Origin of the sequence: Sandaracinus amylolyticus (assembly GCF_000737325.1) — a bacterium.
GTDB classification, from domain to species: Bacteria; Myxococcota_A; Polyangia; order Polyangiales; family Sandaracinaceae; genus Sandaracinus; species Sandaracinus amylolyticus.
In genome coordinates, this window is sequence record NZ_CP011125.1 from 8612006 (window position 1) to 8638273 (window position 26268).

A 26268-nucleotide genomic window follows, 5' to 3' on the forward strand; every position below is an offset into this window, starting at 1 on the left:
CTACTCGTACTCGTCGACCGGCTCCTCCGCCACCATTCCGTCGAGCGCCTCGTCCCAGACGACCTCGTTCGCGGCGCCCGAGATCGGGAGTGGCGTCGTCCGCCCCGCGAACTCGCGAACCGGAGGCGGCTCCCCGCCGCGATGGAACTGGAGCGACTCCGCCTCGCGCACCCCTTCGTCGACCGCGGTCGCATCGAAGCGCTCACGCTCTCCGAGCGTGCGGATGAAACGCGCGACGCGCGACGCCCACGAGCTCGGGAGCGCGCCCTGCTCCCAGTGCGAGTGGTACGCCTTCGGGTTCGGCAGGATCGTCGCGAGATAGGCAGCCTGCGCGGGCGAGAGCTCCGACGGCTGCACTCCGAAGTAGTGCTGCGCCGCGTTCCGGATCCCGTACACGCCCGGCCCGTACTCGATCACGTTCAAATAGAGCTCGAGGATCCGCTCCTTCGGCCAGGCGCTCTCGATCCACCACACGAGCAGCACTTCCTGCACCTTCCGCGCGAGCGTCTTCTCGCGGCGCAGGAACACGTTCTTCACCAGCTGCATCGAGATGGTCGAGCCGCCCATCACGTAGCGCCCCGCGCGCAGGTTCCGCACCAGCGCCTCGCGGATCGACGACGGCGAGAACCCCGAGTGCCGGAAAAACCCGCCGTCCTCGTGCCCGAGCACGGCATGCAGCATGAAGGGGCTGATGTCCGCGATCGCCGTCCACTCGGGCGTCCCCGGCCCGGTCGTCATCTCGAAGACGGCCCCGTCCGGCTCTTCCACGCGATGCACGAACGGCGCGTCGAAGCGAGACAGATCCGCGAGCGGCGGCACCATCTCGAACCGACAGCCGTCCGCGACCCGGATCCTCAGCTGCGTCGCATCGAGATCGCGCGAGTCGACCCGCGCCTCGATACGCCCCCCGATCGACCCCGTCAGCGAGAAGGCAGCCATCTCCTGCAGCAGATCGCGCGGAATCGCCGAGATCGCGTCGTTGCAGCGCGTCGCCGGCATCTCCGCGCGGACGTCGAAGAGATAGTGGTCCGGGGCCCACTCCACGGCACCGGAGACGTCCACGTGCGCAGCCCCGGAGCGCACCCGCAGCCGCGCGATCTCCAGGCGCCGCTGCTCGGGCAAGAACGTCGACTCTCCCTCGAGCTCGAGCGCGATCCCCGCGATCGGCGCCGGCGCGATGCGCTCCGATTGCAGCGCGAGATCCCGCACCGCGAGCCGCCCGGTCGCGTGCAGCGCGTCGCCGGCACCTTCGATCGTGAGCGCGCCCTCGAGCCGCGCGTCCTCGGAGCGATGCAGCGGCAGCGCGTCGGGCAGCAAGGGCTCGACCACCGCCACCGCCACGTCTCGCAGCTCGATCGACCCGACCGCCCGTAACGACAGCGGCTCGACCCGCAGATCCCATCCGAGCCGACCACCGTGATCGGGCGCGCCCTCGCCGCGCGTGCGGAACGCATCCGCGCCGTCCCGGCGCACGTCGAGCGACAGGTTCGTGAGCACGTCGCGCGATCCGTCGGCCGTGCTCCGCCGCACGGTCAGCCCCTGGACGCGCCCTTCGAACGCCTCGCCCAGGAACCCGAACGCGCCGGCTGCTGCGCCCGCGCCCTCCTGTGCCCCGCTCTCCTCGTCGGACGCGCCCCGCAACGCGCGAGCGCGCGCGAGCAGCCCCTCGTCGTCCTCGCCCTCGCGGTCACGAACCTCGACCACGACATCGCGTGCCTCGACGCGGTCGAGCACCGAGCCACTCGCCACGACCCTCAGCTCGCCGATCGTCGTGGACTCCGAGGTGCCCGCCCCGAGCACCAGGTCCCTCGCGACGATCTCCAAACCACCCGCGGGATCACGCCTGACCTCGACGACGCCGCTCCCCAGCTCGCCGCGCGAGTCACGCAACACGGCGCGCACGTCGCGCGCGGCGATCGCGGGCAGCACGCGAACCGGGCCACCGTCCCCCGCGCCAGCTTCCTGCGGCGACTTCCGCCGAGCGCTCGCATCGACGACGACCTCGCCGCCGCGCACTTCCACGCGCTCGATTGCGTCCAGTCCGCTCGTCGCGAGCCCGAAGAGCCCACCGACGATCTCGAGCTCTCCGAGGCTCCCCCGCAGCAGCCCGGCGTCATCGTGCAGGTCGACGCCGCGCAGCACGATCGAGCCGAGCCCGACGTCGGTGTCGCGAACCGAGCAACGAAGCCCGCGCTGCTCGGCGCGCGCGACGACCTCTTCGCGCACGATCCCGGGCAATGCCAGCCAGCCGCCAAGCGCACCAGCCCCGAGAACGCCCCCCGCGACTGCTGCGACGACGGCCGCATTTCGACCGCGTTTCACGCGACGGTGCCTATCACGGAACTCGGATCGAGCCCAGCGGCGCGAGCGCGTGCAAGACGACGGAATAGGAGAAGCCCCGTGCTGCGCTGGGCAGCACGGGGCTTCGAAGAAGACCCGGCGGCGTCCTACTCTCCCACTCACTCACGCGAGCAGTACCATCGGCTCTGGAGGGCTTGACTTCCGAGTTCGGGATGGGATCGGGTATGGCCCCTCCGACGTTGCCACCGGAAAATGTGGAAGCGTGATCCCGAACCGATTCGCGTTGTTGGTGCGAGTGTCGGGTCGGGCGAGCTCCGCTGAAGTAGCGGACTGCTCTTACTCCCAACCCTGACCTCGAATCTGACGTTTGCCTTAGAGGTAGGTCAAGCCGCACGGCCGATTAGTACGGGTCAGCTCCACGCATTGCTGCGCTTCCACACCCCGCCTATTACCTCGTGGTCTTCGAGGGGCCTTCAGGGGCCTTGCGGCCCGGGATACCTGGTCTTGAGGCCGGCTTCCCGCTTAGATGCTTTCAGCGGTTATCCGTTCCGCACATAGCTACCCGGCTATGCCACTGGCGTGACAACCGGAACACTAGAGGTGCGTCCGTTCAGGTCCTCTCGTACTATGAACAGCTCCTCTCAAGTATCCTGCGCCCACGGCAGATAGGGACCGAACTGTCTCACGACGTTCTAAACCCAGCTCGCGTACCGCTTTAATTGGCGAACAGCCAAACCCTTGGGACCTGCTCCAGCCCCAGGATGCGATGAGCCGACATCGAGGTGCCAAACCGCGCCGCCGATATGAACTCTCAGGCGCGATCAGCCTGTTATCCCCAGAGTACCTTTTGTCCGATGAGCGATGGCCCTTCCATGCGGGACCACCGGATCACTAACGCCTGCTTTCGCACCTGTTCGAGGTGTCCCTCTCACAGTTAAGCACCCTTTTGCGTTTGCACTCTACGGCTGGTTTCCAATCAGCCTGAGGGTACCTTCGCGCGCCTCCGTTACCTTTTGGGAGGCGACCGCCCCAGTCAAACTGCCCACCAGACAGTGTCCCGCACCCGGATGACGGGTGTCGGTTAGAAGCCCAGAACAGCCAGGGTGGTATTTCAACGTTGGCTCCATCGAGGCCGGAACCCCGACTTCAAAGCCTCCCACCTATCCTACGCAGACTGTCCCGAGCCTCACTGTCAAGTTGCAGTAAAGGTTCATGGGGTCTTTCCGTCTTGCCGCGGGTAGAGGGTATCTTCACCCCCGATACAATTTCGCTGAGTCGCTGGCCGAGACAGTGGGGATGTCGTTACGCCATTCGTGCAGGTCGGAACTTACCCGACAAGGAATTTCGCTACCTTAGGACCGTTATAGTTACGGCCGCCGTTTACTGGGGCTTCGGTTCGGAGCTTCGCCTTACGGCTAACTCCTCCCCTTAACCTTCCAGCACCGGGCAGGCGTCAGACCCTATACGTCCTCTTGCGAGTTCGCAGAGTCCTGTGTTTTTAGTAAACAGTCGCAACCCCCGCTTCACTGCGACCCGTAGCAGCTCGAGGAGCAAGTCCTCTCACCGCCGCGGGCACACCTTCTCCCGAAGTTACGGTGCTATTTTGCCGAGTTCCTTAGCCAGCGTTCTCTCACGCGCCTTGGGATACTCACCCCGCCCACCTGAGTCGGTTTGCGGTACGGACACTAGAGGGACTCTGCACGCAGCTTTTCTCGGGAGCATGGAATCACCGAGTTCTGAGCCCGAAGGCTCACCTCATCACGTCTCGGAGTTGACCCTGCGTTTGTGGCTGTTGCCTCCTACAGGATCCTCCTACGCGCTTGAACCAGCACGACCGAACGGCTGGCTCGGCATATCCTTCTCCGTCCCTGCTTGCTTCGACGTCATCCCTAGTGGTGCAGGAATATTAACCTGCTTCCCATCACCTACGCCTTTCGGCCTCGGCTTAGGGTCCGACTAACCCATGGGAGGATTATCCTTCCCCAGGAAACCTTGGGCTTACGGCGACAGAGTTTCTCACTCTGTTTATCGCTACTCATGCCTGCATAAGCTCCTCTCAAGCCCGATAGCGCTCCTTGCCGGTACGCCGTGTATCTGCTTGAGAGTACTCCCCTACCGCTTCCGAAGAAGCCCGAAGCTTCGGTGCCAGACTTAGCCCCGTTGTATTTTCGGCGCAGGCTCGCTCGACCAGTGAGCTATTACGCTTTCTTTAAAGGATGGCTGCTTCTAAGCCAACCTCCTGGCTGTCTGAGCGCTCCCACATCCTTTGACACTTAGCCTGGACTTTGGGACCTTAGCTGTCGATCTGGGCTCTTTCCCTCTCGGCTACGGACCTTATCACCCGCAGCCTGTCTCCCGGATAGCTCTCACCGGCATTCGGAGTTTGGTTGGGTTTGGTAATCTGGTAGGACCCCTAGCCCATCCAGTGCTCTACCTCCGGTGGAGTTCGTCCGAGGCTATACCTCAATATATTTCGGGGAGAACCAGCTATCTCTGAGTTTGATTAGCCTTTCACTCCCATCCACAGCTCATCCCCTAACTTTTCAACGTTAGTGGGTTCGGTCCTCCAGGAGGTGTTACCCTCCCTTCAACCTGGCCATGGATAGATCACTCAGTTTCGGGTCTACGTCCCGCCACTATGTCGCCCTGTGAGGACTCGGTTTCCCTACGGCTTCACCTAGCGGCTTAACCTTGCGACGAAACGTAACTCGCAGGCCCATTATGCAAAAGGTACGCGGTCGCACATTCCTTGCGGCATAGTGCTTCCACTGCTTGTAGACGCGCGGTTTCAGGTACTATTTCACTCCCCTTGCCGGGGTTCTTTTCACCTTTCCCTCACGGTACTTGTGCACTATCGGTCGATGGGTAGTATTTAGCCTTGGAGGATGGTCCCCCCAGATTCCCGCCGGATTGCTCGTGTCCTGCGGTACTCAGGTACTCACTAGGGGAGCTTCAGCTTTCGCATACAGGGCTGTCACCTTCTATGGCCGGCCTTTCCAGACCGTTCGACTAGCCTCCGCTCTCCCATGTCGTGAGCCCTACAACCCCGAATGACTTGCGTCACCCGGTTTAGGCTCGTCCCCGTTCGCTCGCCACTACTAGGGGAATCTCGGTTGATTTCTTTTCCACCAGGTACTGAGATGTTTCAGTTCCCTGGGTTGGCCGCCATCGAGCTATGTGTTCACTCGATGACTAACACCTTACGGTGCTCGGTTGCCCGATTCGGAGATCTCCGGATCAATGCCTGTTAGCGGCTCCCCGGAGCTTTTCGCAGCTGTCCACGTCCTTCTTCGCCTCCCATCGCCTAGGCATCCACCACGCGCCCTTTGTAGCTTGACCTATCCCTAAGGCACGCGTCGTGACTCGAGACCAGGGTTCGTCGCAAGAGCTTCCGGACAGACGCACACGTCTGCACGACAACTCGCGCTCACCCCGTCCTCGCGCCATTCTCGCGATTACGGAATCTACGCTTCCTATTCGATTTTCAGAGAACTCGAGGCTTGCGCCTCGTCGGTGACCACGAGCTCGATGCTCATGAGCACTGACGAATCAGAAGACTCGCTGCCGACGGCTGATTCGGCAGATTTGGAGCTGACCGGGTTCGAACCGGTGACCCCCGGCTTGCAAAGCCGGTGCTCTCCCAGCTGAGCTACAGCCCCGTATGTGGAACTGCTGGCTCGAGCTCGCCCTGAGGGAAGAGAGTGGGGCTAGTTAGACTCGAACTAACGACCTCACCCTTATCAGGGGTGCGCTCTAACCACCTGAGCTATAGCCCCTCGGGTTGGGAGGGCCCCTCCTCGGAAGGAGAGACAGCAGCCTTCAAAGAACCGACCCTGTCGGATCAGTTGCTGAAAACTGAATCGGATGGACTCCGGCGTTCCGTCGAAACCAGTTCGACGCTCACGGGTTTGACCGAGCTGGCTTCGCATCAGAGACACGAAGCATTCGCTCCTTAGAAAGGAGGTGATCCAGCCGCAGGTTCCCCTACGGCTACCTTGTTACGACTTCACCCCAGTTACCGACCACTCCTTGGGGACCTGCTTCCCTTGCGGGTTAGCTCAGCCACTTCTGGAGCAGTCGACTCCCATGGTGTGACGGGCGGTGTGTACAAGGCCCGGGAACGTATTCACCGCTGCCTGCTGATCAGCGATTACTAGCGATTCCAGCTTCATGCAGTCGAGTTGCAGACTGCAATCCGTACTGAGGTCGGCTTTTGCCGATTAGCGCCCCCTCGCGGGTTAGCTGCGTTCTGTACCGACCATTGTAGCACGTGTGTAGCCCCGGACATAAGGGCCATGAGGACTTGACGTCATCCCCACCTTCCTCCGGCTTGACGCCGGCAGTCTCCTTAGAGTGCCCAGCCGAACTGATGGCAACTAAGGACAAGGGTTGCGCTCGTTGCGGGACTTAACCCAACATCTCACGACACGAGCTGACGACAGCCATGCAGCACCTGGACCACGGCTCTCTTGCGAGCACCCCTCTATTTCTAAAGGGTTCCGTGTTTTTCTAGCCCGGGTAAGGTTCTGCGCGTTGCGTCGAATTAAACCACATGCTCCACCGCTTGTGCGGGCCCCCGTCAATTCCTTTGAGTTTTAGTCTTGCGACCGTACTTCCCAGGCGGGGTGCTTAACGCGTTAGCTACGGCACCTCAGGGGTCAATACCCGAGACACCTAGCACCCATCGTTTACAGCGTGGACTACCAGGGTATCTAATCCTGTTTGCTCCCCACGCTTTCGCGTCTCAGCGTCAGTGACTGTCCAGGCGGCCGCCTTCGCCACCGGTGTTCCTCCTGATATCTACGAATTTCACCTCTACACCAGGAATTCCGCCGCCCTCTCCAGTACTCAAGGTCCGCAGTTTCAGATGCAGTTCCCGAGTTGAGCCCGGGGATTTCACATCTGACTTGCGGTCCCGCCTACACGCGCTTTACGCCCAGTAATTCCGAGCAACGTTCGCACCCTCTGTATTACCGCGGCTGCTGGCACAGAGTTAGCCGGTGCTTGCTAAGGAGGTACCGTCAAGGACCAGTCGTTTCTTACTGGCCGTTTTCTTCCCTCCCCACAGAGCTTTACAACCCGAAGGCCTTCATCACTCACGCGGCGTGGCTGGTTCAGGCTTGCGCCCATTGACCAATATTCCCCACTGCTGCCTCCCGTAGGAGTCTGGCCCGTGTTTCAGTGCCAGTGTGGCTGATCATCCTCTCAGACCAGCTACGCGTCTTCGCCTTGGTAGGCCGTTACCCCACCAACTAGCTGATGCGCCGCAGGGCCATCCTCGAGTGATAGCTTGTATACAGAGGCCATCTTTGACCTCAGCAGCCAGAGCTGCCGTGGTCTTATGCGGTATTAGCGTTCCTTTCGGAACGTTATCCCCCGCTCGAGGGTAGATTCCCTACGTGTTACTCACCCGGACGCCACGCTACCGGGGACGAATCCCTTTCGCGTTCGACTTGCATGTGTTAAGCCCGCCGCCAACGTTCGCTCTGAGCCAGGATCAAACTCTCCAGTTGAATTCGGCGGCACTCTCCGAAGAGAACGCCTAACTGTTGAGCGAGTCCTGAACTCCTTAGAGTTCGTTGCTCGACTTCGATCTCGACCTGCGAATCATCCGTGGATGATTCGCGGGACCCGTGATCACGCGGAGTCTTCCGATTCAGTTTTCAGAGACCGATCCGACCTTCGAGCTCGTCTGCGCAGCGCCTGAGCACCGCGGTTGCGACGACCGCTCTCCGTTTCGGGGCTGGGGAACCTAGCGGACTCACCCAGCGTCGTCAAGAACTTTTTTCACCCACCAGCTCGCGGCCTCTGGCCTGCTTTGCTGGCTTCTGGCCGGAGCCAGAAGGGCGCGGACTGTAGCGCGGTCTACCGCGCCGTCAAGTCCGAAGTGCGTACCCTGAACTGCCGGGCTTGCACGAATAGGAAGCGCCCTGCGTCGGCAGGTTCGCACAAATAGGAGAAGCCCCGTGCTGCGCTGGGCAGCACGGGGCTTCGAAGAAGACCCGGCGGCGTCCTACTCTCCCACTCACTCACGCGAGCAGTACCATCGGCTCTGGAGGGCTTGACTTCCGAGTTCGGGATGGGATCGGGTATGGCCCCTCCGACGTTGCCACCGGAAAATGTGGAAGCGTGATCCCGAACCGATTCGCGTTGTTGGTGCGAGTGTCGGGTCGGGCGAGCTCCGCTGAAGTAGCGGACTGCTCTTACTCCCAACCCTGACCTCGAATCTGACGTTTGCCTTAGAGGTAGGTCAAGCCGCACGGCCGATTAGTACGGGTCAGCTCCACGCATTGCTGCGCTTCCACACCCCGCCTATTACCTCGTGGTCTTCGAGGGGCCTTCAGGGGCCTTGCGGCCCGGGATACCTGGTCTTGAGGCCGGCTTCCCGCTTAGATGCTTTCAGCGGTTATCCGTTCCGCACATAGCTACCCGGCTATGCCACTGGCGTGACAACCGGAACACTAGAGGTGCGTCCGTTCAGGTCCTCTCGTACTATGAACAGCTCCTCTCAAGTATCCTGCGCCCACGGCAGATAGGGACCGAACTGTCTCACGACGTTCTAAACCCAGCTCGCGTACCGCTTTAATTGGCGAACAGCCAAACCCTTGGGACCTGCTCCAGCCCCAGGATGCGATGAGCCGACATCGAGGTGCCAAACCGCGCCGCCGATATGAACTCTCAGGCGCGATCAGCCTGTTATCCCCAGAGTACCTTTTGTCCGATGAGCGATGGCCCTTCCATGCGGGACCACCGGATCACTAACGCCTGCTTTCGCACCTGTTCGAGGTGTCCCTCTCACAGTTAAGCACCCTTTTGCGTTTGCACTCTACGGCTGGTTTCCAATCAGCCTGAGGGTACCTTCGCGCGCCTCCGTTACCTTTTGGGAGGCGACCGCCCCAGTCAAACTGCCCACCAGACAGTGTCCCGCACCCGGATGACGGGTGTCGGTTAGAAGCCCAGAACAGCCAGGGTGGTATTTCAACGTTGGCTCCATCGAGGCCGGAACCCCGACTTCAAAGCCTCCCACCTATCCTACGCAGACTGTCCCGAGCCTCACTGTCAAGTTGCAGTAAAGGTTCATGGGGTCTTTCCGTCTTGCCGCGGGTAGAGGGTATCTTCACCCCCGATACAATTTCGCTGAGTCGCTGGCCGAGACAGTGGGGATGTCGTTACGCCATTCGTGCAGGTCGGAACTTACCCGACAAGGAATTTCGCTACCTTAGGACCGTTATAGTTACGGCCGCCGTTTACTGGGGCTTCGGTTCGGAGCTTCGCCTTACGGCTAACTCCTCCCCTTAACCTTCCAGCACCGGGCAGGCGTCAGACCCTATACGTCCTCTTGCGAGTTCGCAGAGTCCTGTGTTTTTAGTAAACAGTCGCAACCCCCGCTTCACTGCGACCCGTAGCAGCTCGAGGAGCAAGTCCTCTCACCGCCGCGGGCACACCTTCTCCCGAAGTTACGGTGCTATTTTGCCGAGTTCCTTAGCCAGCGTTCTCTCACGCGCCTTGGGATACTCACCCCGCCCACCTGAGTCGGTTTGCGGTACGGACACTAGAGGGACTCTGCACGCAGCTTTTCTCGGGAGCATGGAATCACCGAGTTCTGAGCCCGAAGGCTCACCTCATCACGTCTCGGAGTTGACCCTGCGTTTGTGGCTGTTGCCTCCTACAGGATCCTCCTACGCGCTTGAACCAGCACGACCGAACGGCTGGCTCGGCATATCCTTCTCCGTCCCTGCTTGCTTCGACGTCATCCCTAGTGGTGCAGGAATATTAACCTGCTTCCCATCACCTACGCCTTTCGGCCTCGGCTTAGGGTCCGACTAACCCATGGGAGGATTATCCTTCCCCAGGAAACCTTGGGCTTACGGCGACAGAGTTTCTCACTCTGTTTATCGCTACTCATGCCTGCATAAGCTCCTCTCAAGCCCGATAGCGCTCCTTGCCGGTACGCCGTGTATCTGCTTGAGAGTACTCCCCTACCGCTTCCGAAGAAGCCCGAAGCTTCGGTGCCAGACTTAGCCCCGTTGTATTTTCGGCGCAGGCTCGCTCGACCAGTGAGCTATTACGCTTTCTTTAAAGGATGGCTGCTTCTAAGCCAACCTCCTGGCTGTCTGAGCGCTCCCACATCCTTTGACACTTAGCCTGGACTTTGGGACCTTAGCTGTCGATCTGGGCTCTTTCCCTCTCGGCTACGGACCTTATCACCCGCAGCCTGTCTCCCGGATAGCTCTCACCGGCATTCGGAGTTTGGTTGGGTTTGGTAATCTGGTAGGACCCCTAGCCCATCCAGTGCTCTACCTCCGGTGGAGTTCGTCCGAGGCTATACCTCAATATATTTCGGGGAGAACCAGCTATCTCTGAGTTTGATTAGCCTTTCACTCCCATCCACAGCTCATCCCCTAACTTTTCAACGTTAGTGGGTTCGGTCCTCCAGGAGGTGTTACCCTCCCTTCAACCTGGCCATGGATAGATCACTCAGTTTCGGGTCTACGTCCCGCCACTATGTCGCCCTGTGAGGACTCGGTTTCCCTACGGCTTCACCTAGCGGCTTAACCTTGCGACGAAACGTAACTCGCAGGCCCATTATGCAAAAGGTACGCGGTCGCACATTCCTTGCGGCATAGTGCTTCCACTGCTTGTAGACGCGCGGTTTCAGGTACTATTTCACTCCCCTTGCCGGGGTTCTTTTCACCTTTCCCTCACGGTACTTGTGCACTATCGGTCGATGGGTAGTATTTAGCCTTGGAGGATGGTCCCCCCAGATTCCCGCCGGATTGCTCGTGTCCTGCGGTACTCAGGTACTCACTAGGGGAGCTTCAGCTTTCGCATACAGGGCTGTCACCTTCTATGGCCGGCCTTTCCAGACCGTTCGACTAGCCTCCGCTCTCCCATGTCGTGAGCCCTACAACCCCGAATGACTTGCGTCACCCGGTTTAGGCTCGTCCCCGTTCGCTCGCCACTACTAGGGGAATCTCGGTTGATTTCTTTTCCACCAGGTACTGAGATGTTTCAGTTCCCTGGGTTGGCCGCCATCGAGCTATGTGTTCACTCGATGACTAACACCTTACGGTGCTCGGTTGCCCGATTCGGAGATCTCCGGATCAATGCCTGTTAGCGGCTCCCCGGAGCTTTTCGCAGCTGTCCACGTCCTTCTTCGCCTCCCATCGCCTAGGCATCCACCACGCGCCCTTTGTAGCTTGACCTATCCCTAAGGCACGCGTCGTGACTCGAGACCAGGGTTCGTCGCAAGAGCTTCCGGACAGACGCACACGTCTGCACGACAACTCGCGCTCACCCCGTCCTCGCGCCATTCTCGCGATTACGGAATCTACGCTTCCTATTCGATTTTCAGAGAACTCGAGGCTTGCGCCTCGTCGGTGACCACGAGCTCGATGCTCATGAGCACTGACGAATCAGAAGACTCGCTGCCGACGGCTGATTCGGCAGATTTGGAGCTGACCGGGTTCGAACCGGTGACCCCCGGCTTGCAAAGCCGGTGCTCTCCCAGCTGAGCTACAGCCCCGTGTGTGGAACTGCTGGCTCGAGCTCGCCCTGAGGGAAGAGAGTGGGGCTAGTTAGACTCGAACTAACGACCTCACCCTTATCAGGGGTGCGCTCTAACCACCTGAGCTATAGCCCCTCGGGTTGGGAGGGCCCCTCCTCGGAAGGAGAGACAGCAGCCTTCAAAGAACCGACCCTGTCGGATCAGTTGCTGAAAACTGAATCGGATGGACTCCGGCGTTCCGTCGAAACCAGTTCGACGCTCACGGGTTTGACCGAGCTGGCTTCGCATCAGAGACACGAAGCATTCGCTCCTTAGAAAGGAGGTGATCCAGCCGCAGGTTCCCCTACGGCTACCTTGTTACGACTTCACCCCAGTTACCGACCACTCCTTGGGGACCTGCTTCCCTTGCGGGTTAGCTCAGCCACTTCTGGAGCAGTCGACTCCCATGGTGTGACGGGCGGTGTGTACAAGGCCCGGGAACGTATTCACCGCTGCCTGCTGATCAGCGATTACTAGCGATTCCAGCTTCATGCAGTCGAGTTGCAGACTGCAATCCGTACTGAGGTCGGCTTTTGCCGATTAGCGCCCCCTCGCGGGTTAGCTGCGTTCTGTACCGACCATTGTAGCACGTGTGTAGCCCCGGACATAAGGGCCATGAGGACTTGACGTCATCCCCACCTTCCTCCGGCTTGACGCCGGCAGTCTCCTTAGAGTGCCCAGCCGAACTGATGGCAACTAAGGACAAGGGTTGCGCTCGTTGCGGGACTTAACCCAACATCTCACGACACGAGCTGACGACAGCCATGCAGCACCTGGACCACGGCTCTCTTGCGAGCACCCCTCTATTTCTAAAGGGTTCCGTGTTTTTCTAGCCCGGGTAAGGTTCTGCGCGTTGCGTCGAATTAAACCACATGCTCCACCGCTTGTGCGGGCCCCCGTCAATTCCTTTGAGTTTTAGTCTTGCGACCGTACTTCCCAGGCGGGGTGCTTAACGCGTTAGCTACGGCACCTCAGGGGTCAATACCCGAGACACCTAGCACCCATCGTTTACAGCGTGGACTACCAGGGTATCTAATCCTGTTTGCTCCCCACGCTTTCGCGTCTCAGCGTCAGTGACTGTCCAGGCGGCCGCCTTCGCCACCGGTGTTCCTCCTGATATCTACGAATTTCACCTCTACACCAGGAATTCCGCCGCCCTCTCCAGTACTCAAGGTCCGCAGTTTCAGATGCAGTTCCCGAGTTGAGCCCGGGGATTTCACATCTGACTTGCGGTCCCGCCTACACGCGCTTTACGCCCAGTAATTCCGAGCAACGTTCGCACCCTCTGTATTACCGCGGCTGCTGGCACAGAGTTAGCCGGTGCTTGCTAAGGAGGTACCGTCAAGGACCAGTCGTTTCTTACTGGCCGTTTTCTTCCCTCCCCACAGAGCTTTACAACCCGAAGGCCTTCATCACTCACGCGGCGTGGCTGGTTCAGGCTTGCGCCCATTGACCAATATTCCCCACTGCTGCCTCCCGTAGGAGTCTGGCCCGTGTTTCAGTGCCAGTGTGGCTGATCATCCTCTCAGACCAGCTACGCGTCTTCGCCTTGGTAGGCCGTTACCCCACCAACTAGCTGATGCGCCGCAGGGCCATCCTCGAGTGATAGCTTGTATACAGAGGCCATCTTTGACCTCAGCAGCCAGAGCTGCCGTGGTCTTATGCGGTATTAGCGTTCCTTTCGGAACGTTATCCCCCGCTCGAGGGTAGATTCCCTACGTGTTACTCACCCGGACGCCACGCTACCGGGGACGAATCCCTTTCGCGTTCGACTTGCATGTGTTAAGCCCGCCGCTAACGTTCGCTCTGAGCCAGGATCAAACTCTCCAGTTGAATTTGGCGGCACTCTCCGAAGAGAACGCCTAACTGTTGAGCGAGTCCTGAACTCCTTAGAGTTCGTTGCTCGACTTCGATCTCGACCTGCGAATCATCCGTGGATGATTCGCGGGACCCGTGATCACGCGGAGTCTTCCGATTCAGTTTTCAGAGACCGATCCGACCTGCTGCTCAGTCTGGTGAGCTGCGAGTCAGAGTGCCTTCGCCGTCAGGCTTTCGCCGTTTCGACTCGGGCTGAGGAGCGTAGCGGATCGTCGCTGCTACGTCCAGAACTTTTTTTCGCCGCCGGTTCAGGACCGGGGAAGCGAACCACCGGGGAAGCACTTGGCTTTTTCCCGGTCAGGGCGGCGGAGACTATCTGTCTCGCGGCACCTGTCAAGTTCGTTCGGTTCTTTTTTCAGCGCCGCTTCGGGTCCGCTTTTCAGGGCGTCGCCGTCGCGAGGGAGGCCCGATCTAGCATCGGCCTCCGGGCTGTCAAATCCGATCCGAGCTTCGGAGTATTTTCTTTCGCGGCACCCGGGATTTTCGAGACCTTTCCGCCGGGTGCGGGGGCTCGCGGACCGCTCGGGGCGCGATCCGCGCGCGGGATTTTCGGGCGCCTCAGTCGAGCGGGAGCAGCGCGATTTCGTCCCCAGGGCGCAAACCGAGATGGCGGCAGGTCTCCTCCGGGAGCACGACCTGACCGGCGCCCTCCGGGGCGAGCTGGAAGTGCGACGGGACCGCGTGGAAATGCGGGGCGACATCGTGCTCGCGCGCGATCAGGGCTTTTGCGCCGGGAAGCGGGTCGGTGGTGCCACGGAGGAGGCGCGCGCCCCGCGTCCGCTGGACGAGCAGGACCTCGTCGGTCTGCGCGATGAAGTGCGGGCCGCCGTCGAACGGATCGACGCGGTTCCAGTAGCGGAAGCCGATGCGGCGCAGGAGCTTCTCGACGCCGCGGGTCTGCGGGCCGACCTTGCCGATCACGTCCTGCGCTTCGGGGCGGAGCAGCGAGGCGTAGATGTCGCCGTCCGGGAACAGGCCGCGGATGAATTCCTTGTTCCGCTTGGAGAGGCGATCTGCCTCACGGTAGGTCAGGCCCGTGAAGTGGCGGCCGACCGACTCCCAGAGGTGGGAGGTGCCGTCGGGCTCGAGCGGCGGGAGGAGCTCGGCGAGGACGCGGTCCTGGAAGTCGTCGCGGTGCTGCGCGATCCACAAGAAGCGCACGTACGAGATGAGCATCCCGAGGCGCTCCGGGCTGCGGCGCACCGCGGGGTGCACCACGAGGCCGCCGATCTCGGTCGGGCCGTTGTACGAGTAGCCGATCGAGAGCACTTGATGCGCGAAGTGCTTGTCGAGCGTGGCCGAGTAGCGCTCCTCGACGTGCACGTCGAAGTAGATGTACGGCGCGTCTTTTCGGCCGAGCTGCGCGATCACCATCGACGTGCCGACCGCGCGCTTCTGCTCGAGATCGCGCAGCACGAAGACGTAGTTGCGGCGGCGTGGATCGCCGATCTCGCCCGTGAAGGACTGCTCGCTGTGCTCGAGGATCTCCTCGATCGTCGCTTCGTCGTTCGGGAGGTTCACCGAGTCGAGGAAGCGCGCGAGCTCGAGGATCTCGGCCTTGTCGGCGCGGGTGGCGGCGCGGATCTCGTAGCGGACACGAGGGTCGGTCGTCGTCATTCAGAAGAGCTTTCGACTGTCGATCAGGATGGTGACGGGGCCGTCGACCTGGGAGCGCACGTCCATGTGGGCGCGGAAGCGGCCGGTCTCGACGCGGAGGCCCATCGCGCGAAGGCGCGTACAGACTTCTTCGTAGCGAAGGCGCGCGAGATCGGGCGGTGCGGCGTCGTCGAACGACGGGCGACGGCCGCGGCGTACGTCGCCGAAGAGCGTGAACTGCGAGACGACGAGGACGGCACCGCCGACGTCGAGCACGGAGCGCGACATCTTGCCTTCGTCGTCTTCGAAGACGCGCAGGTTCGCGAGCTTTCCGGCGACGTAGTCGACGTCGGGCTCGGCGTCCTCCTTCGCGGCTCCGAGGTACACGAGGAGGCCGCGATCGATGCGTCCGACGATCTCGCCGTCGACCTCGACCTCGGCGCGCGCGACGCGTTGTGCGACGGCTCGCATGGAGAACGCGGACGCTACGACGGACGGCTTGCGAAAGGAAGGTCGCCGCGGGTAGAGCGGGAGGCGAGATGACGGCGATCGTGGGGCTGACGGGCGGGATCGCGTCGGGGAAGAGCACGGTGGGGCGCATCTTCCGCGAGCTGGGCGTGCACGTGGTCGATGCGGACCTCGTCGCGCGCGAGGTCGTCGCGAAAGGGAGCGAGGGGCTCGCCGAGGTGGTGCGCGTCTTCGGCGAGGACGTGCTCGCGGAGGACGGGTCGCTCGATCGGAAGAAGGTCGGCGCGATCGTGTTCGCGGACGCGGAGAAGCGGAAAGCGCTCGAGGCGATCACGCATCCGCGGATCGCGGCGCGCAGCATGAGCGAGCTCGCGGCGTTGGCGCAGCGCGGGGACGTGTACGGGATCTACGAAGCGGCGCTGCTCGTGGAGAACGGGTCGTACCGGATGATGCAGGCGCTCGTGGTGGTCGCGGCGAGCGCGGAGGTCCAGGTCGCGCGCGTGACGGCGCGCGATGCGCTCGACCAAGACGCAGCGAGGGCGCGGCTCGCGGCGCAGCTTCCGCTCGAGCAGAAGATCGCGGTCGCGGATCACGTGATCTGGAACGATGGAGATCTCGCGGCGCTGCGCGCGCGCACCGACGAGGTGCATCACGCGCTGCTCGCGCGATTCGGGGGGATGGGACGATGACGGGGCGAGTCACGCTGGTGACGGGGTTTCCGACGAGCTTCCTGGCCACGCGGATGGTGCGGAAGATCCTCGCGGAGGAGCGCAGCGCGCAGGTGCGCTGCGTCGTGCAGGAGAAGTTCTGGGAGCGCGCGCAGGAGATCGTGAGCGCGCTTCCGGTGCGCGATCGCGAGCGCGTGACGCTGCTCGAGGGCGACGTCGCGTCGATGGACATGGGGCTCTCGGGGAAGGAGCACGTGGCGCTCGCGCAAGAGGTGCAGGTCATCCATCACTGCGCGGCGGCGACGTACCTCGGGGTGGCGCGCGATGTCGCGCAACGCGTGAACGTCGACGGAGTGCGCGAGGTGCTCGAGCTCGCGCGCGAGGCGAAGAAGCTCGAACGGCTCGTGCATTGGTCGAGCGCGCTGGTGAGCGGTGGGCGTCGCGGGTACGTGCTCGAGGACGAGCTGCAGGCGCCCGAGGGGTTCCGCAACGTCGTCGAGGAGATGCGCTTCAAGGGCGAGCAGCTCGTGCGCGCAGCGATGCAGCGTGGGCTGCGCACGACGATCCTGCGGCCCGCGATCCTCGTGGGCGACTCGGTGACCGGCGAGATCGATCGCTTCGAAGGGCCGTATCTGCTCGTGCTCTTGATGCTGAGCTCGCCCGTGGATCTGCGGGTGCCGCTGCCGGGGCGCGGGGACGTGCCGCTCAACCTCGTGCCGATCGACTACGTGGTCGATGCGGGGTGGGCCATCGCGAACGACGCGCGCAGCGTGGGGCGCACGTTCCATCTCGTGGATCCGACGCCGCAGTCGGCGCGACGGGTGTTCGAGCTGATCGCGCAGGCCGCGGGGCGTCCGCTGCCGCGCGGGTTCTTGCCGACGAACCTCGCGACCGCGCTGTTGCGTACGCCGGGGCTCGAGCGATTCGCGCACGTGCCGCGCGCGTTCCTCGAGCAGCTCGCGACCGAGGTCGTGTACGACGATCGCGGCGCGCGGGAATTGCTGGATCCCAAGGGGATCAAGTGCCCGGGGTTCGAGTCGTACGTCGACGTGATGGTGAGCTACGTGCGCGCGCAGCAGAGCGCGAAGCGACAGCGTCGGCCCGACAGCTTCGAGATCGAAGGCGAGGACGAGGCGAGCGATCCGCTGCAGTGATCAGGATGCGACCCACGGCGGCGCGAGCAGGCGGCGCTTGCCGTCGGCGCTGCGAGGTGTCGTGTCGTCGAGGGACTCGCGATCCCAGCGCTGGCACGTGACCTCCTTGTGCGATTGGTCGAGCGCCTCGCAGTAATTCGTGAAGAGGCAGCGACGGATGTCGTCGCCGCGGCCGCGCCGGAGCTTCTCGAAGAAGTCGGGATCGGCGAGCGCCTGGCGCGCCATCGCGACGATGTCCGCGTCGCCGCGCGCGAGGATGGACTCGGCTTGATCGAAGGTCGCGATGCCGCCCGCGGTGACGATCGGCGTGGTGAGATCGTGATCGCGCAGCGCGCGGCGGATCGTCGCGGCGAGCAGGACGTTGCGACCGAACGGGCCGGGCGGGCCGCTGTGCACGGTGGGCATGCACTCGTGGCCGCTCGGGCCGGTGTAGGGATACGCGGCCTCGCCGACCTTCGGTTGTTTCGCGTCCTCGAACCGGCCGCCCTTGCTGATGCTCAGGAAGTCCATGCCGGCACGGGCGAATTCGAGGGCGAAGAAGGTCGCGTCGTCGATGCGTGAGCCGCCCTCGACCACGTCGTCGCCGAGGAAGCGCGCGCCGACGACGTAGTCGGGGCCGACGGCGTCGCGCACTGCGCGGTAGGTCTCGAGCGGAAGGCGCACGCGGTGCTCGCGGGGGCCGCCGTATCCGTCCGCGCGATCGTTCAGGCGCGAGAGGAACGACGACATCGTGTACGCGTGCGCGTAGTGCAGCTCGACTCCATCGAACCCTGCTTCGCGCGCGCGGCGCGCCGCATCGGCGAAGAGCGGCGGGATCGTGCGCGGCAGATCGCGGATGTGCGGGAGGTGCGTGTCGGTGACGCGCTCGCGATGGCCGATCGTGAGCGACTCGTGATCGCGCGGGGATAGATAGTCGCGGAGCGCGTCGTCGTCCTGCGCGAGGAGGAACGCGCGGATCTCGGAATCGCTCGCGCCCGGAACGCGCGCGCGGAGCGCGTCGTCGATCACGAGGAAGCGCTCGAGGAACTTCTCGCGCGGCGGGCGGCGCTTGATCGCGAGGAAGTCGATGATCTGCAGGAACAAGCGGGTGCGCCCGCGCGATGCGTCGCGCACTGCCTCGGTGAGGCGACGCAGCCCGGGCACGAATCGATCGTGGCCGATGCGCAGCAGCGGTCCGCTCGGCACGTCGCGGATGCCCGTCGCTTCGACGACGATCACGCCGGGCGCGCTCTCCGCGAAGCGCCGGTACCAGCCGATCACGTTCTCGGTGACGAAGCCGTCCTCGGTGGCGCGCCACGGGACCATCGCGGGGATCCACGTGCGCTCGTGCGCCTCGATCGGGCCGATGCGCACCGGGGAGAGCCAGCGCGAGCGTCGCGCTTCGTCCTCGGTGGGCCAGCGTTCGACGGGCAGGAGGCGGAGGAGCCGCTTGTCTTCGCGGGCGCGGGGCGCGGGCATGCGAGGCGAGGACGGTATGGCATGCTCGCCGCTTTCGCGAGCGTGGAGCGTGCGATGGCGAGGATGGGCGTGTGGAGCGTCGGGACCGTGGCGATCACGGGTGACGAGGGTGAGAACGGCACGGCCGTGCTCGTGGTGGACGAGGACGAAGGCGGGCTCGTCGCGAACGATCTCTGGGCGTCGATGGGCGAAGGCGACGCCGTCGCGACGTCGCTGAAGCAGCTGTTCGGCGAGGTGGGCCGGCCGCGCAAGCTCGTCGTGAAGACGGGCCCGCTCGCGAAGGCGGTGCGCGCGGCGGGCGTGCGCGAGGAGATCACGGTCGGCGCGACGCCGAAGCTCGATGCGCTGATGGAAGAGCTCGAGAAGGACGCGGCAGCGCTCGCGAGCATGCCCGGTCCGCTCGACGCCGAGGACACGACGAGCGCGCACCTCAACACGTTCTTCGCGGCGGCGCAGGTGATGCGGCACGTCGCGCCGTGGGGGTTCTTCCCGCCCGCGACGTCGTTCTCGGTGGAGGCGCCTTCGCTCGGAATTTCCGAGGGCGGCGCGTTCGTGCTGAGCTCGGAGGACGACGATGACGAGCTCGAGGGCGAAGAGGCCGTCGGGATCGAGAACGACGATCTCACGCCCGGCGAGGCGCCCGGTGGGTGGATGTTCGTGGAGTCGCCCGAGGACTTCGCGGCGCTGAGCGAGGCGATGATCGACGGGAGCGCGCCGCGCGACAAGGCGAGCGTGATCGCCCTCGCCTACGAGCGCGCCGAAGATCTCGGGCCCGCGTTCGAGGCGTTCGCGCGCGAGCACGAGCTCGACGTGCCGGCGGACGGATGGATCCCCGTGCTCTCGCGCTCGAAGCGCGGCGTCGGGACGGTCGCGGTGAGCGCGAGCGATTACGAGCTCGCGACCGCGATCTGCACGGCGATCGCGAACATCACGGTCGCGCTCGCGGAGGACGACGAGGAAGAGGTCGACGGAGTGCGCGCCGAGCTCGTGACCGCGAGCGGGATGCAGGTCTTCGTCGAGGGCCCGATGGCGGACGACGACGAAGAGGACGAGAGCGAGAGCGAGTGACGCTCAGGAGAGCACGGCGGGATCGTCGCTGGCGCGCACCGGGCCGAGCGCGCTCGGCTCGATGACGAGACGCTTCTTCCGCGCGGTCTCGCGATACCCGGCGCCGCCCTGTGCGGCGCCCGGGTGAGGATCGTCCTCCCAGCGCGCGAGACCGAGGATCGCGACGGTCTCGCCGGGCTCGAGCGCGCCCTCCTGGTAGCGAACTCCCTTGTTGAAGCCGAAGAAGTCGGTGCTCGAGTGGCCGTGGCGCGCGAGGTACGCGTCGAGCTCGGGCGTCGCGTCGTTCCACGTGCCCGAGCGCTGGTGGTGATCGAGCACGATCGCGGGCTCGAGCTGGAGCGCCTTCACGATCGCGCGACCGGTCTCGTCCTCGACGACGAAATCGACGCTCTCGCGGTCGCGGATCAACGAGCGCCAGCTCGAGCTCTTGCCGGTCGAGACGCGCACGTCGACCTCGACGCGGTACGCCGCGCAGGTGCGGTGCGAGAGCGGCGCGTCGAGGGTGCGCGGACCGGCGCGCAGCGTGCCGACGATGCGCACCAGCTGCCCGTCCGGCGCATCGGCGACGCGCACCAATGGCGCGGCGCGGATCGCGCGGAGCGTCTGCTGGTACGGCGAGAACCACCACGCGCCGAGCGCGATCGCGCCGGCGGCGCCGAGCGCGATCAGGAGGAACAGCGGGGACGCGACGAGCAGCATCCCCGCGCTTCCTTCACTTGCCCGCGAGGGTCATCGCGCTGACGCGGAACGTCGGGCTCGCGATCGACGTGCGCAGATCGAGGTCGCTGCCGACCATGTCGATGCGCTGCAGCATCTGATCGAGGTTGAGCGAGATCGTCACCTCGCTCACCGGGAACGTCTTCTCGCCGTTCTCGATCCAGAAGCCCGCCGCGCCGCGCGAGAAGTCGCCGGTCACCGCGTTGAAGCCGAAGCCCATCATCTCGGTGACGTAGAGGCCCTTCTTCGTCGCGCGCACGATGTCCTCGGGGGTCGTCGCGCCGGGCTGGAGAACGAAGTTCGTCGTCGTCGGCGACACCCCACCCGAGCCGCCGCGCGCCGCGCTCGCCGTGCTCTCGAGGCCGAGCTTCCGCGCGCTGTACGTGTCGAGGAGGTACGTCTTCAGCTCGCCCTTCTCGACGACGACGTTGCGCCGCGAGAGCAGGCCCTCACCGTCGTACGCGCGCGATCCCGGCGCCTGCGCGATCAGCGGATCGTCGATGATCGAGACGAGATCGCTCGCGACCTTCGTGCCCACGCGATCGACGAGGTAGCTCGACTTCCGCCAGATCGCGCCGCCGCCGATGCAGCCCGCGATGAGGCCGAGGATCGAGCGCGCGACGTCGGGATCGAAGACGACCGCGCACTCCTGGGTCTCGACCTTGCGCGCGCCGAGCTTCGCGAGGGTGCGTCGCGCGGCCTCGCGACCGACGAGATCGTCCGCGAGGAGGCCCGCGTAGTGGCGCTTCGCGGTCCAGTAGTACCCGCTGCGCTTCTTGCCGCCCTGCCCTTCGGTCGTGTCGTCGGCGACCGGATGCACCGAGAGCGACGCGTACGTGCCGCGCGAGACGCCGCGGAACCCGCCGCTCGTCACCAGCGCGCGCGCCCCGCTCGCGCGGCTGAAGCTCGCGCCCTCGGAGTTCGTGATGCGCGCGTCGTACTCGAGCGCCGCCGACTCCGCGCGCCGCGCGTGCCCGATCGCCGACGCACCGTCGATCGAGTCGACACGGTCGTCGTGCAGATCGAGCTCCGCGTGCTGCTCCCGTCGCGAGAGCAGCGTCGTGTCCGGCGGGCCCGCCGAGGGATCCGGCTGCGACAAGCGCGCGAGCTCGATCGCGTCCTCGACGAAGCGACGGATGCCGCGCTCGCTGAGGTCGCTGGTCGTCGACACCGCGACTTGCTGCCCGATCATCACGCGCAGGCCGACCGAGCGTGACCCTGCCTCTTCCACCAGCTCGGGCTCGCGCATCCGCACCTTCGCGGACAGATGCGAGCCCTCGCCGATCACTGCTTCCGCGACATCGGCGCCCGACTTCTTCGCCATGTCCACGATGCGCTCGCCGAGCGCGATCAGACGCGACTGCGTCGCGTCCCAATTCTCACGCGTCATTCGTCCTCACCCGACCTGCGTGCCGCCGACCGTCATCCCGCTGATCTTCACCGTCGGGCACGCCACGCCGACGGGCACGGACTGCCCTTCCTTGCCGCACGTCCAGATCCCGTCCGAGAGCTCCATGTCGCTCCCGAGCATGACGACCTTGCGCATGACGTCCGGACCGTTGCCGATCAGGTTCACGCCCTTGAGCGGCGCCGTGATCTTCCCGTCTTCGATGAGGTAGCCCTCGGTCAGCGAGAAGACGAAGTCGCCGTTCGAGATGTCGACCTGACCGCCGCCGAACTTCCGCGCGAAGACGCCCTTCTTGACGCTCTTCACGATCTCCTCGGGGTCGTCCTGACCCGCGAGCAGCATCGTGTTCGTCATGCGCGGCATCGGGTGCGACTTGAACGACTCGCGCCGTCCGTTGCCCGTCGGGGCCCCGCCGAAGAACTCGGTGGACTGACGGTCCTGCATGTAGCCGCGCAGGATGCCCTTCTCGATCAGCATCGTGCTCCGAGGAACGTTTCCCTCGTCGTCGACATTCACCGATCCGCGCGAGCTCGCGAGCGTCGCGTCGTCGACCACGGTGCACAGGTCGCTCGCGACGCGCTGTCCGATCTGGTCGGTGTAGTTGCTCGTCTTCTTGCGGTTGAAGTCCGCCTCGAGGCCGTGCCCCACCGCTTCGTGCAGGAGGATGCCGCTGTCGCCGGGCGCGAGGACGACCTCCATCTCGCCCGCCGGCGCCTCGCGTGCGTCGAGCATCGTGAGCGCCTGACGCACTGCTTCCTTCGCGTGCCACTCGGGCGAGCGCTGCTCGAAGTACTCGAGGCCCATGCGGCCGCCGCCGCCCGAGCTGCCCGCCTGGCGCTTGCCGTTCTGCTCCGCGATCACGCGGATGCCGAAGCGGATCAGCGGCTGGACGTCGTGCACCATCGTGCCGTCGCTCGTCGCGACGAGGATCTCGCGGAGGCTCTCGCTGAGCGACGCCTCGACGCGCGACACCCGCGGATCCGCCGCGCGCGCGGCCTCGTCGGCGCGGCGCAGCAGCTCGCGCTTCGTCTCCCCCGCGACGTCGAGCGAGTAGAGCTCGACGTGGTAGCGCTTCGGCGTGTCGAGCGGCGCGAGGCCCACCGGCTCCTTGCCGCCCGCATCCGCGATCTGCGCCGCGGTCTTCGCGGCGCGCTCCATCGCGTCGACCTCGAAGTCCTCGCAGTACGCGTAGCCCGTCGCGTCACCCTTCCGCACGCGCACGCCGAGGCCCATCGACACACCGCGGCCCGCGCTCTTGAGGATGCCCTCCTCGTAGCCGTAGCTGCCGCTCACCTCGTACTCGAAGAAGAGATCCGCGTAGTCGCCGCCCTTCGAGAGGGCGACCGCGAGGAGCTTCTCGGCGAGGCGCGGGTCGATCGGGGAGGTGCCCTGAGGGCCGAACGGGGCCTGATAGCGCTGGCTCATGTGCGGTCGAGTGACTCTAAGGCGCGAGGTGTCGCGATCCAAGCGTGCTCGTCCCCGATCGATCCGTCGGGGCGACCTCCCCGGGCGCTCGCATCGCCGTCGCCGGAGCGTTCAGCTGACACTCGCGAGTCAGGTTCGAGCGCGGTGCGCATCGCGTGCATCGGGCCGCTGTGCTCCGCTCCGGTTCCGCGTCGGACCGCCGCGATGCACGTCGCGACGCCTGCCGCGCCGTCGGAAGGAGAACGCCATGTCGATCACGCTCTATCACCATCCCTACTCGCGCGCGGCGAACGTCGTCTGGATGCTCGAGGAGCTCGAGACACCGTACGAGCTCCGATTCGTCGACATCATGCAGGGCGAGCAGAAGACGGATGCGATCCGCTCGATGAACCCGATGGGCAAGCTGCCGATCCTGAAGGACGGCGACCTGATCGTGACCGAGGTGGCTGCGATCGGGCTCTACCTCGCGGATCGCTACGCGAGCGGACGGCTCGCGCCGAAGATCGACGATCCTGCGCGCGGCACGTACCTGCGCTGGTCGTTCTTCGCGCCTTCGGTCGTGGAGCCCGGCTCGACTGCGAAGTTGTACGGCTGGAATGCCAAGCCCGCCCAGGTCGGATGGGGCGCCTACGACGAGATGCTCGCCGCGATCGAGTCGGCGATCTCGGGCCGCGAGTGGCTGCTCGGATCGCAGTTCTCGATGGCCGACTGCATCTTCGGCGGAACCCTTCGCTACATGCTCGACTTCGAGATGATGGCGCCGACACCGAGCCTCTCCGCGTACGCCGATCGCCTGCGTGCACGCCCCGCGGCCAAGCGCGCCGACGAGCGCAATCGGGCGATCGCGAAGGAGCGCGGGCTCGGCACCTGAGGTCCCGCCCTCGAGGACCGGGAGTGTGTCGAAACATCGACTCGCCGGCGCAGGGCCTCCCGTCCGCGTGCGCCGCACGCTCGCGTACGGACCCTCCGCCAGCGAGCACTCCAGCTGGACCGACTCCGATCGATCAGTCGGGCCGACCTCCGCGGGCGCGATCGAGCGCGAGCAGCTCGCGTCGCGTGCGCGGGCCGTACGTCGTGAAGCTCGGTGCGGTGCGCGCGCGATGCTCCTCGCGCGCACGCGCGAGCTCGTCGCCCGCGTGCGCCGCGTGCATCTCGCTGGGATCGACGCCGTACACCCGCGCCGCGTTGAGCCCGAAGATCTTCGCCTTGATCGCGGGCGTCAGCGCCGGATAGCCGAAGCGCTCCTGGAGCTCGGGCGTGATCTCGAACGTGCGGAACGCCTGGATCTGATCCTGCGGCGAGCCGTACCAGATCGAGTCGGTGCCCCAGAGGATCCGATCCTCGCCGAGGTGCACGAGCAGCTTGCCGATCAGGTGCGCCGCCTCGTCGGGGCGGCTCATCACCTCGCGCCACGCGCTCCCGAGCTCGGCGTAGACGTTGCCGTCGCGCCCGATGTCGTGATCGCGCAGCGTGTTGATCAGCGCGTCGACGCCGCGCTCCGCGCGCGGATCGTGCGGGCCCTCGGTGACCGCGTCGTCGTACGCCGAGTGGTAGACGAGGAACGTCGCGTCGGGGAAGGCACGCGCCACCGGGCCCACGTCGCGCGGCTTCGCGTACTCGGGATCGAGCCCGCCCAGCGGCAGCCCTTTGTGCACCGCGAAGAGCGGCACCCCGAGCTCGATCCCGCGACGGATCACCCGCATGCCGTCGTCGCCGTCGAGCCACCAGCCGTCGCCCTCGGGGCCCCACACCGGATAGAGCTTCCACGCGCTCACCCGCCATCGCTCCGCGAGCGACTGCATGCGCTCGTGGGTGCGCGCGGGCTCGTGCGCCTCGGGCAGCACGATGCCGTGGATGCGCAGCCGACTGCCGAGCCGATCGAGGCGCTCGCGCGTCTCGGCGAGCCCCTCGATCGTGTTCGCGTTGATCTCCTCGTCGCCCCACAGCGCGCTCAGCACCGCGAGGTCGGTGTCGCTGTCCATGAAGACCTCGCGCACGTAGCGATCGCGCGAGTAGCACTGCACCCAGCTCGGCTCGTCGCACCACGCACGCGCCGTGCGGCGCAGGAAGCCTCCGATGTTCGGGCGCGCCGACGCGTACCACGCGCGGTCCACGTCGACGTGATGCGTCTGCACGTCGAACACGAATTCGTCGCCCTGCATCGTCGCGTCGGCGAGCGCGAGCTCCTCGGTCGCCTGCGACGAGACCGCGTAGCGCCCGCCGCCGCATCCGCTCGCCTGGTTCAGCGCGACGAGCACCGCGGCCGCGCCGCAGCTCGACTCGAGGAACGCCCGTCGAGAGATGCCGAGCCGTCGCGCGCTCCGTGCCGCGATCTCGTGCGCGACCCGCTGCGCGCGTGCGATCACCGGCGAGCACGGTCGTGGCGTGTACTCGCCGTTCGAGCACGGATCGAGCTTGATCGGCAGGCGCAGCGGCAGCTCGGGGTCGGACTTGCGCGCCATCGCGGCGACGTGAGCACGCCTTCCGCGACGACAACGCGCGACGACAACGCGCGACCACGACGCGCGCCCCATGCGCGGGGATTGGCTACGCACCACCAGCGAGGGCATCATGGCGCTT

At 64.8% G+C, this 26268-nt stretch carries 12 protein-coding genes, 4 tRNA genes and 6 rRNA genes; 4 read left to right on the top strand and 18 right to left on the bottom strand.

From position 1 onward, the window contains the following. From DB32_RS36250 to dtd, 13 genes are all read right to left on the bottom strand, one after another. Window positions 1–2322 carry a transglycosylase domain-containing protein gene (locus DB32_RS36250; RefSeq protein ID WP_157069814.1) on the bottom strand — a complete coding sequence of 774 codons (2322 nt, stop codon included), beginning with the start codon at window positions 2320–2322 and terminating at the stop codon, window positions 1–3. A 112-nt stretch (window positions 2323–2434) separates the two neighbouring features. Next, window positions 2435–2551, bottom strand: a 5S ribosomal RNA gene (rrf, locus tag DB32_RS36255). Between the two features lie 129 nt (window positions 2552–2680). Continuing rightward, window positions 2681–5640 (bottom strand): 23S ribosomal RNA (locus DB32_RS36260). A gap of 247 nt (window positions 5641–5887) precedes the next feature. Continuing rightward, window positions 5888–5960, bottom strand: a tRNA-Ala gene (locus DB32_RS36265). 43 nt (window positions 5961–6003) lie between these two features. After that, window positions 6004–6077, bottom strand: a tRNA-Ile gene (locus DB32_RS36270). Between the two features lie 180 nt (window positions 6078–6257). Then, window positions 6258–7814 (bottom strand): 16S ribosomal RNA (locus DB32_RS36275). A 487-nt stretch (window positions 7815–8301) separates the two neighbouring features. Then, window positions 8302–8418: ribosomal RNA gene (rrf, locus tag DB32_RS36280) — 5S ribosomal RNA — on the bottom strand. Window positions 8419–8547: 129 nt separating this feature from the next. Then, window positions 8548–11507: ribosomal RNA gene (locus DB32_RS36285) — 23S ribosomal RNA — on the bottom strand. A 247-nt stretch (window positions 11508–11754) separates the two neighbouring features. After that, a tRNA-Ala gene (locus DB32_RS36290) sits at window positions 11755–11827 on the bottom strand. 43 nt (window positions 11828–11870) lie between these two features. Beyond that, a tRNA-Ile gene (locus DB32_RS36295) sits at window positions 11871–11944 on the bottom strand. 180 nt (window positions 11945–12124) lie between these two features. Then, window positions 12125–13681 (bottom strand): 16S ribosomal RNA (locus tag DB32_RS36300). Together the 16S, 23S and 5S rRNA genes with 4 tRNA genes alongside form the textbook arrangement of a ribosomal RNA operon. Window positions 13682–14284: 603 nt before the next feature. After that, window positions 14285–15343 (bottom strand): arginine N-succinyltransferase, encoded by a 1059-nt coding sequence (locus DB32_RS36305; RefSeq protein WP_083458229.1) that lies wholly within the window; start codon window positions 15341–15343, stop codon window positions 14285–14287. Further along, window positions 15344–15793, bottom strand: coding sequence for a D-aminoacyl-tRNA deacylase (gene dtd / locus DB32_RS36310; RefSeq protein ID WP_053237237.1), 450 nt, complete (start codon window positions 15791–15793; stop codon window positions 15344–15346). 68 nt (window positions 15794–15861) lie between these two features. Between dtd and coaE the strand changes: the two genes are divergently transcribed. Together coaE and DB32_RS36320 are read left to right on the top strand one after the other, a co-directional pair. Continuing rightward, entirely contained in the window at window positions 15862–16479 is a 618-nt protein-coding gene (coaE, locus tag DB32_RS36315; protein WP_053237238.1) for a dephospho-CoA kinase, read from the top strand. Next, window positions 16476–17612 carry an SDR family oxidoreductase gene (locus DB32_RS36320; protein WP_053237239.1) on the top strand — a complete coding sequence of 379 codons (1137 nt, stop codon included), beginning with the start codon at window positions 16476–16478 and terminating at the stop codon, window positions 17610–17612. Before coaE ends, DB32_RS36320 begins: the two co-directional genes overlap by 4 nt. Here the strand turns inward: DB32_RS36320 and DB32_RS36325 are convergent, their stop codons facing one another. Continuing rightward, entirely contained in the window at window positions 17613–19070 is a 1458-nt protein-coding gene (locus tag DB32_RS36325; RefSeq protein WP_053237240.1) for an oxidoreductase, read from the bottom strand. 21 nt (window positions 19071–19091) lie between these two features. On the opposite strand from DB32_RS36325, the gene DB32_RS36330 reads away from it, so the two are divergent. Beyond that, window positions 19092–20138 (top strand): hypothetical protein, encoded by a 1047-nt coding sequence (locus tag DB32_RS36330; protein WP_053237241.1) that lies wholly within the window; start codon window positions 19092–19094, stop codon window positions 20136–20138. A gap of 3 nt (window positions 20139–20141) precedes the next feature. Here the strand turns inward: DB32_RS36330 and DB32_RS36335 are convergent, their stop codons facing one another. The 3 genes from DB32_RS36335 to DB32_RS36345 are packed head-to-tail and all read right to left on the bottom strand — an operon-like array spanning window position 20142 to window position 23688. Beyond that, window positions 20142–20837, bottom strand: coding sequence for a GIDE domain-containing protein (locus tag DB32_RS36335; RefSeq protein WP_053237242.1), 696 nt, complete (start codon window positions 20835–20837; stop codon window positions 20142–20144). A gap of 13 nt (window positions 20838–20850) precedes the next feature. Next, window positions 20851–22245 (bottom strand): TldD/PmbA family protein, encoded by a 1395-nt coding sequence (locus DB32_RS36340; RefSeq protein ID WP_240481294.1) that lies wholly within the window; start codon window positions 22243–22245, stop codon window positions 20851–20853. A 6-nt stretch (window positions 22246–22251) separates the two neighbouring features. Continuing rightward, a complete protein-coding gene (locus tag DB32_RS36345) occupies window positions 22252–23688 on the bottom strand; it encodes a TldD/PmbA family protein (RefSeq protein WP_053237243.1) in 1437 nt (478 codons plus the stop codon). Window positions 23689–23935: 247 nt separating this feature from the next. Here DB32_RS36345 and DB32_RS36350 point away from each other — a divergent pair, with 247 nt between their 5' ends. Further along, window positions 23936–24559, top strand: a complete 624-nt coding sequence (locus DB32_RS36350) for a glutathione S-transferase family protein (protein WP_053237244.1) — start codon at window positions 23936–23938, stop codon at window positions 24557–24559. A gap of 133 nt (window positions 24560–24692) precedes the next feature. Here DB32_RS36350 and DB32_RS36355 read toward each other — a convergent pair whose 3' ends face one another. Further along, window positions 24693–26150 (bottom strand): amidohydrolase family protein, encoded by a 1458-nt coding sequence (locus tag DB32_RS36355; RefSeq protein ID WP_053237245.1) that lies wholly within the window; start codon window positions 26148–26150, stop codon window positions 24693–24695. Window positions 26151–26268 lie beyond the last annotated feature (118 nt).

Coding starts and splice junctions, on each gene's coding strand:
- DB32_RS36305 (WP_083458229.1), bottom strand. CDS start 15,343: ATGACGACGACCGACCCTCGTGTCCGCTACGAGATCCGCGCCGCCACC.
- dtd (WP_053237237.1), bottom strand. CDS start 15,793: ATGCGAGCCGTCGCACAACGCGTCGCGCGCGCCGAGGTCGAGGTCGAC.
- coaE (WP_053237238.1), top strand. CDS start 15,862: ATGACGGCGATCGTGGGGCTGACGGGCGGGATCGCGTCGGGGAAGAGC.
- DB32_RS36320 (WP_053237239.1), top strand. CDS start 16,476: ATGACGGGGCGAGTCACGCTGGTGACGGGGTTTCCGACGAGCTTCCTG.
- DB32_RS36325 (WP_053237240.1), bottom strand. CDS start 19,070: ATGCCCGCGCCCCGCGCCCGCGAAGACAAGCGGCTCCTCCGCCTCCTG.
- DB32_RS36330 (WP_053237241.1), top strand. CDS start 19,092: ATGCTCGCCGCTTTCGCGAGCGTGGAGCGTGCGATGGCGAGGATGGGC.
- DB32_RS36335 (WP_053237242.1), bottom strand. CDS start 20,837: ATGCTGCTCGTCGCGTCCCCGCTGTTCCTCCTGATCGCGCTCGGCGCC.
- DB32_RS36340 (WP_240481294.1), bottom strand. CDS start 22,245: ATGACGCGTGAGAATTGGGACGCGACGCAGTCGCGTCTGATCGCGCTC.
- DB32_RS36345 (WP_053237243.1), bottom strand. CDS start 23,688: ATGAGCCAGCGCTATCAGGCCCCGTTCGGCCCTCAGGGCACCTCCCCG.
- DB32_RS36350 (WP_053237244.1), top strand. CDS start 23,936: ATGTCGATCACGCTCTATCACCATCCCTACTCGCGCGCGGCGAACGTC.
- DB32_RS36355 (WP_053237245.1), bottom strand. CDS start 26,150: ATGGCGCGCAAGTCCGACCCCGAGCTGCCGCTGCGCCTGCCGATCAAG.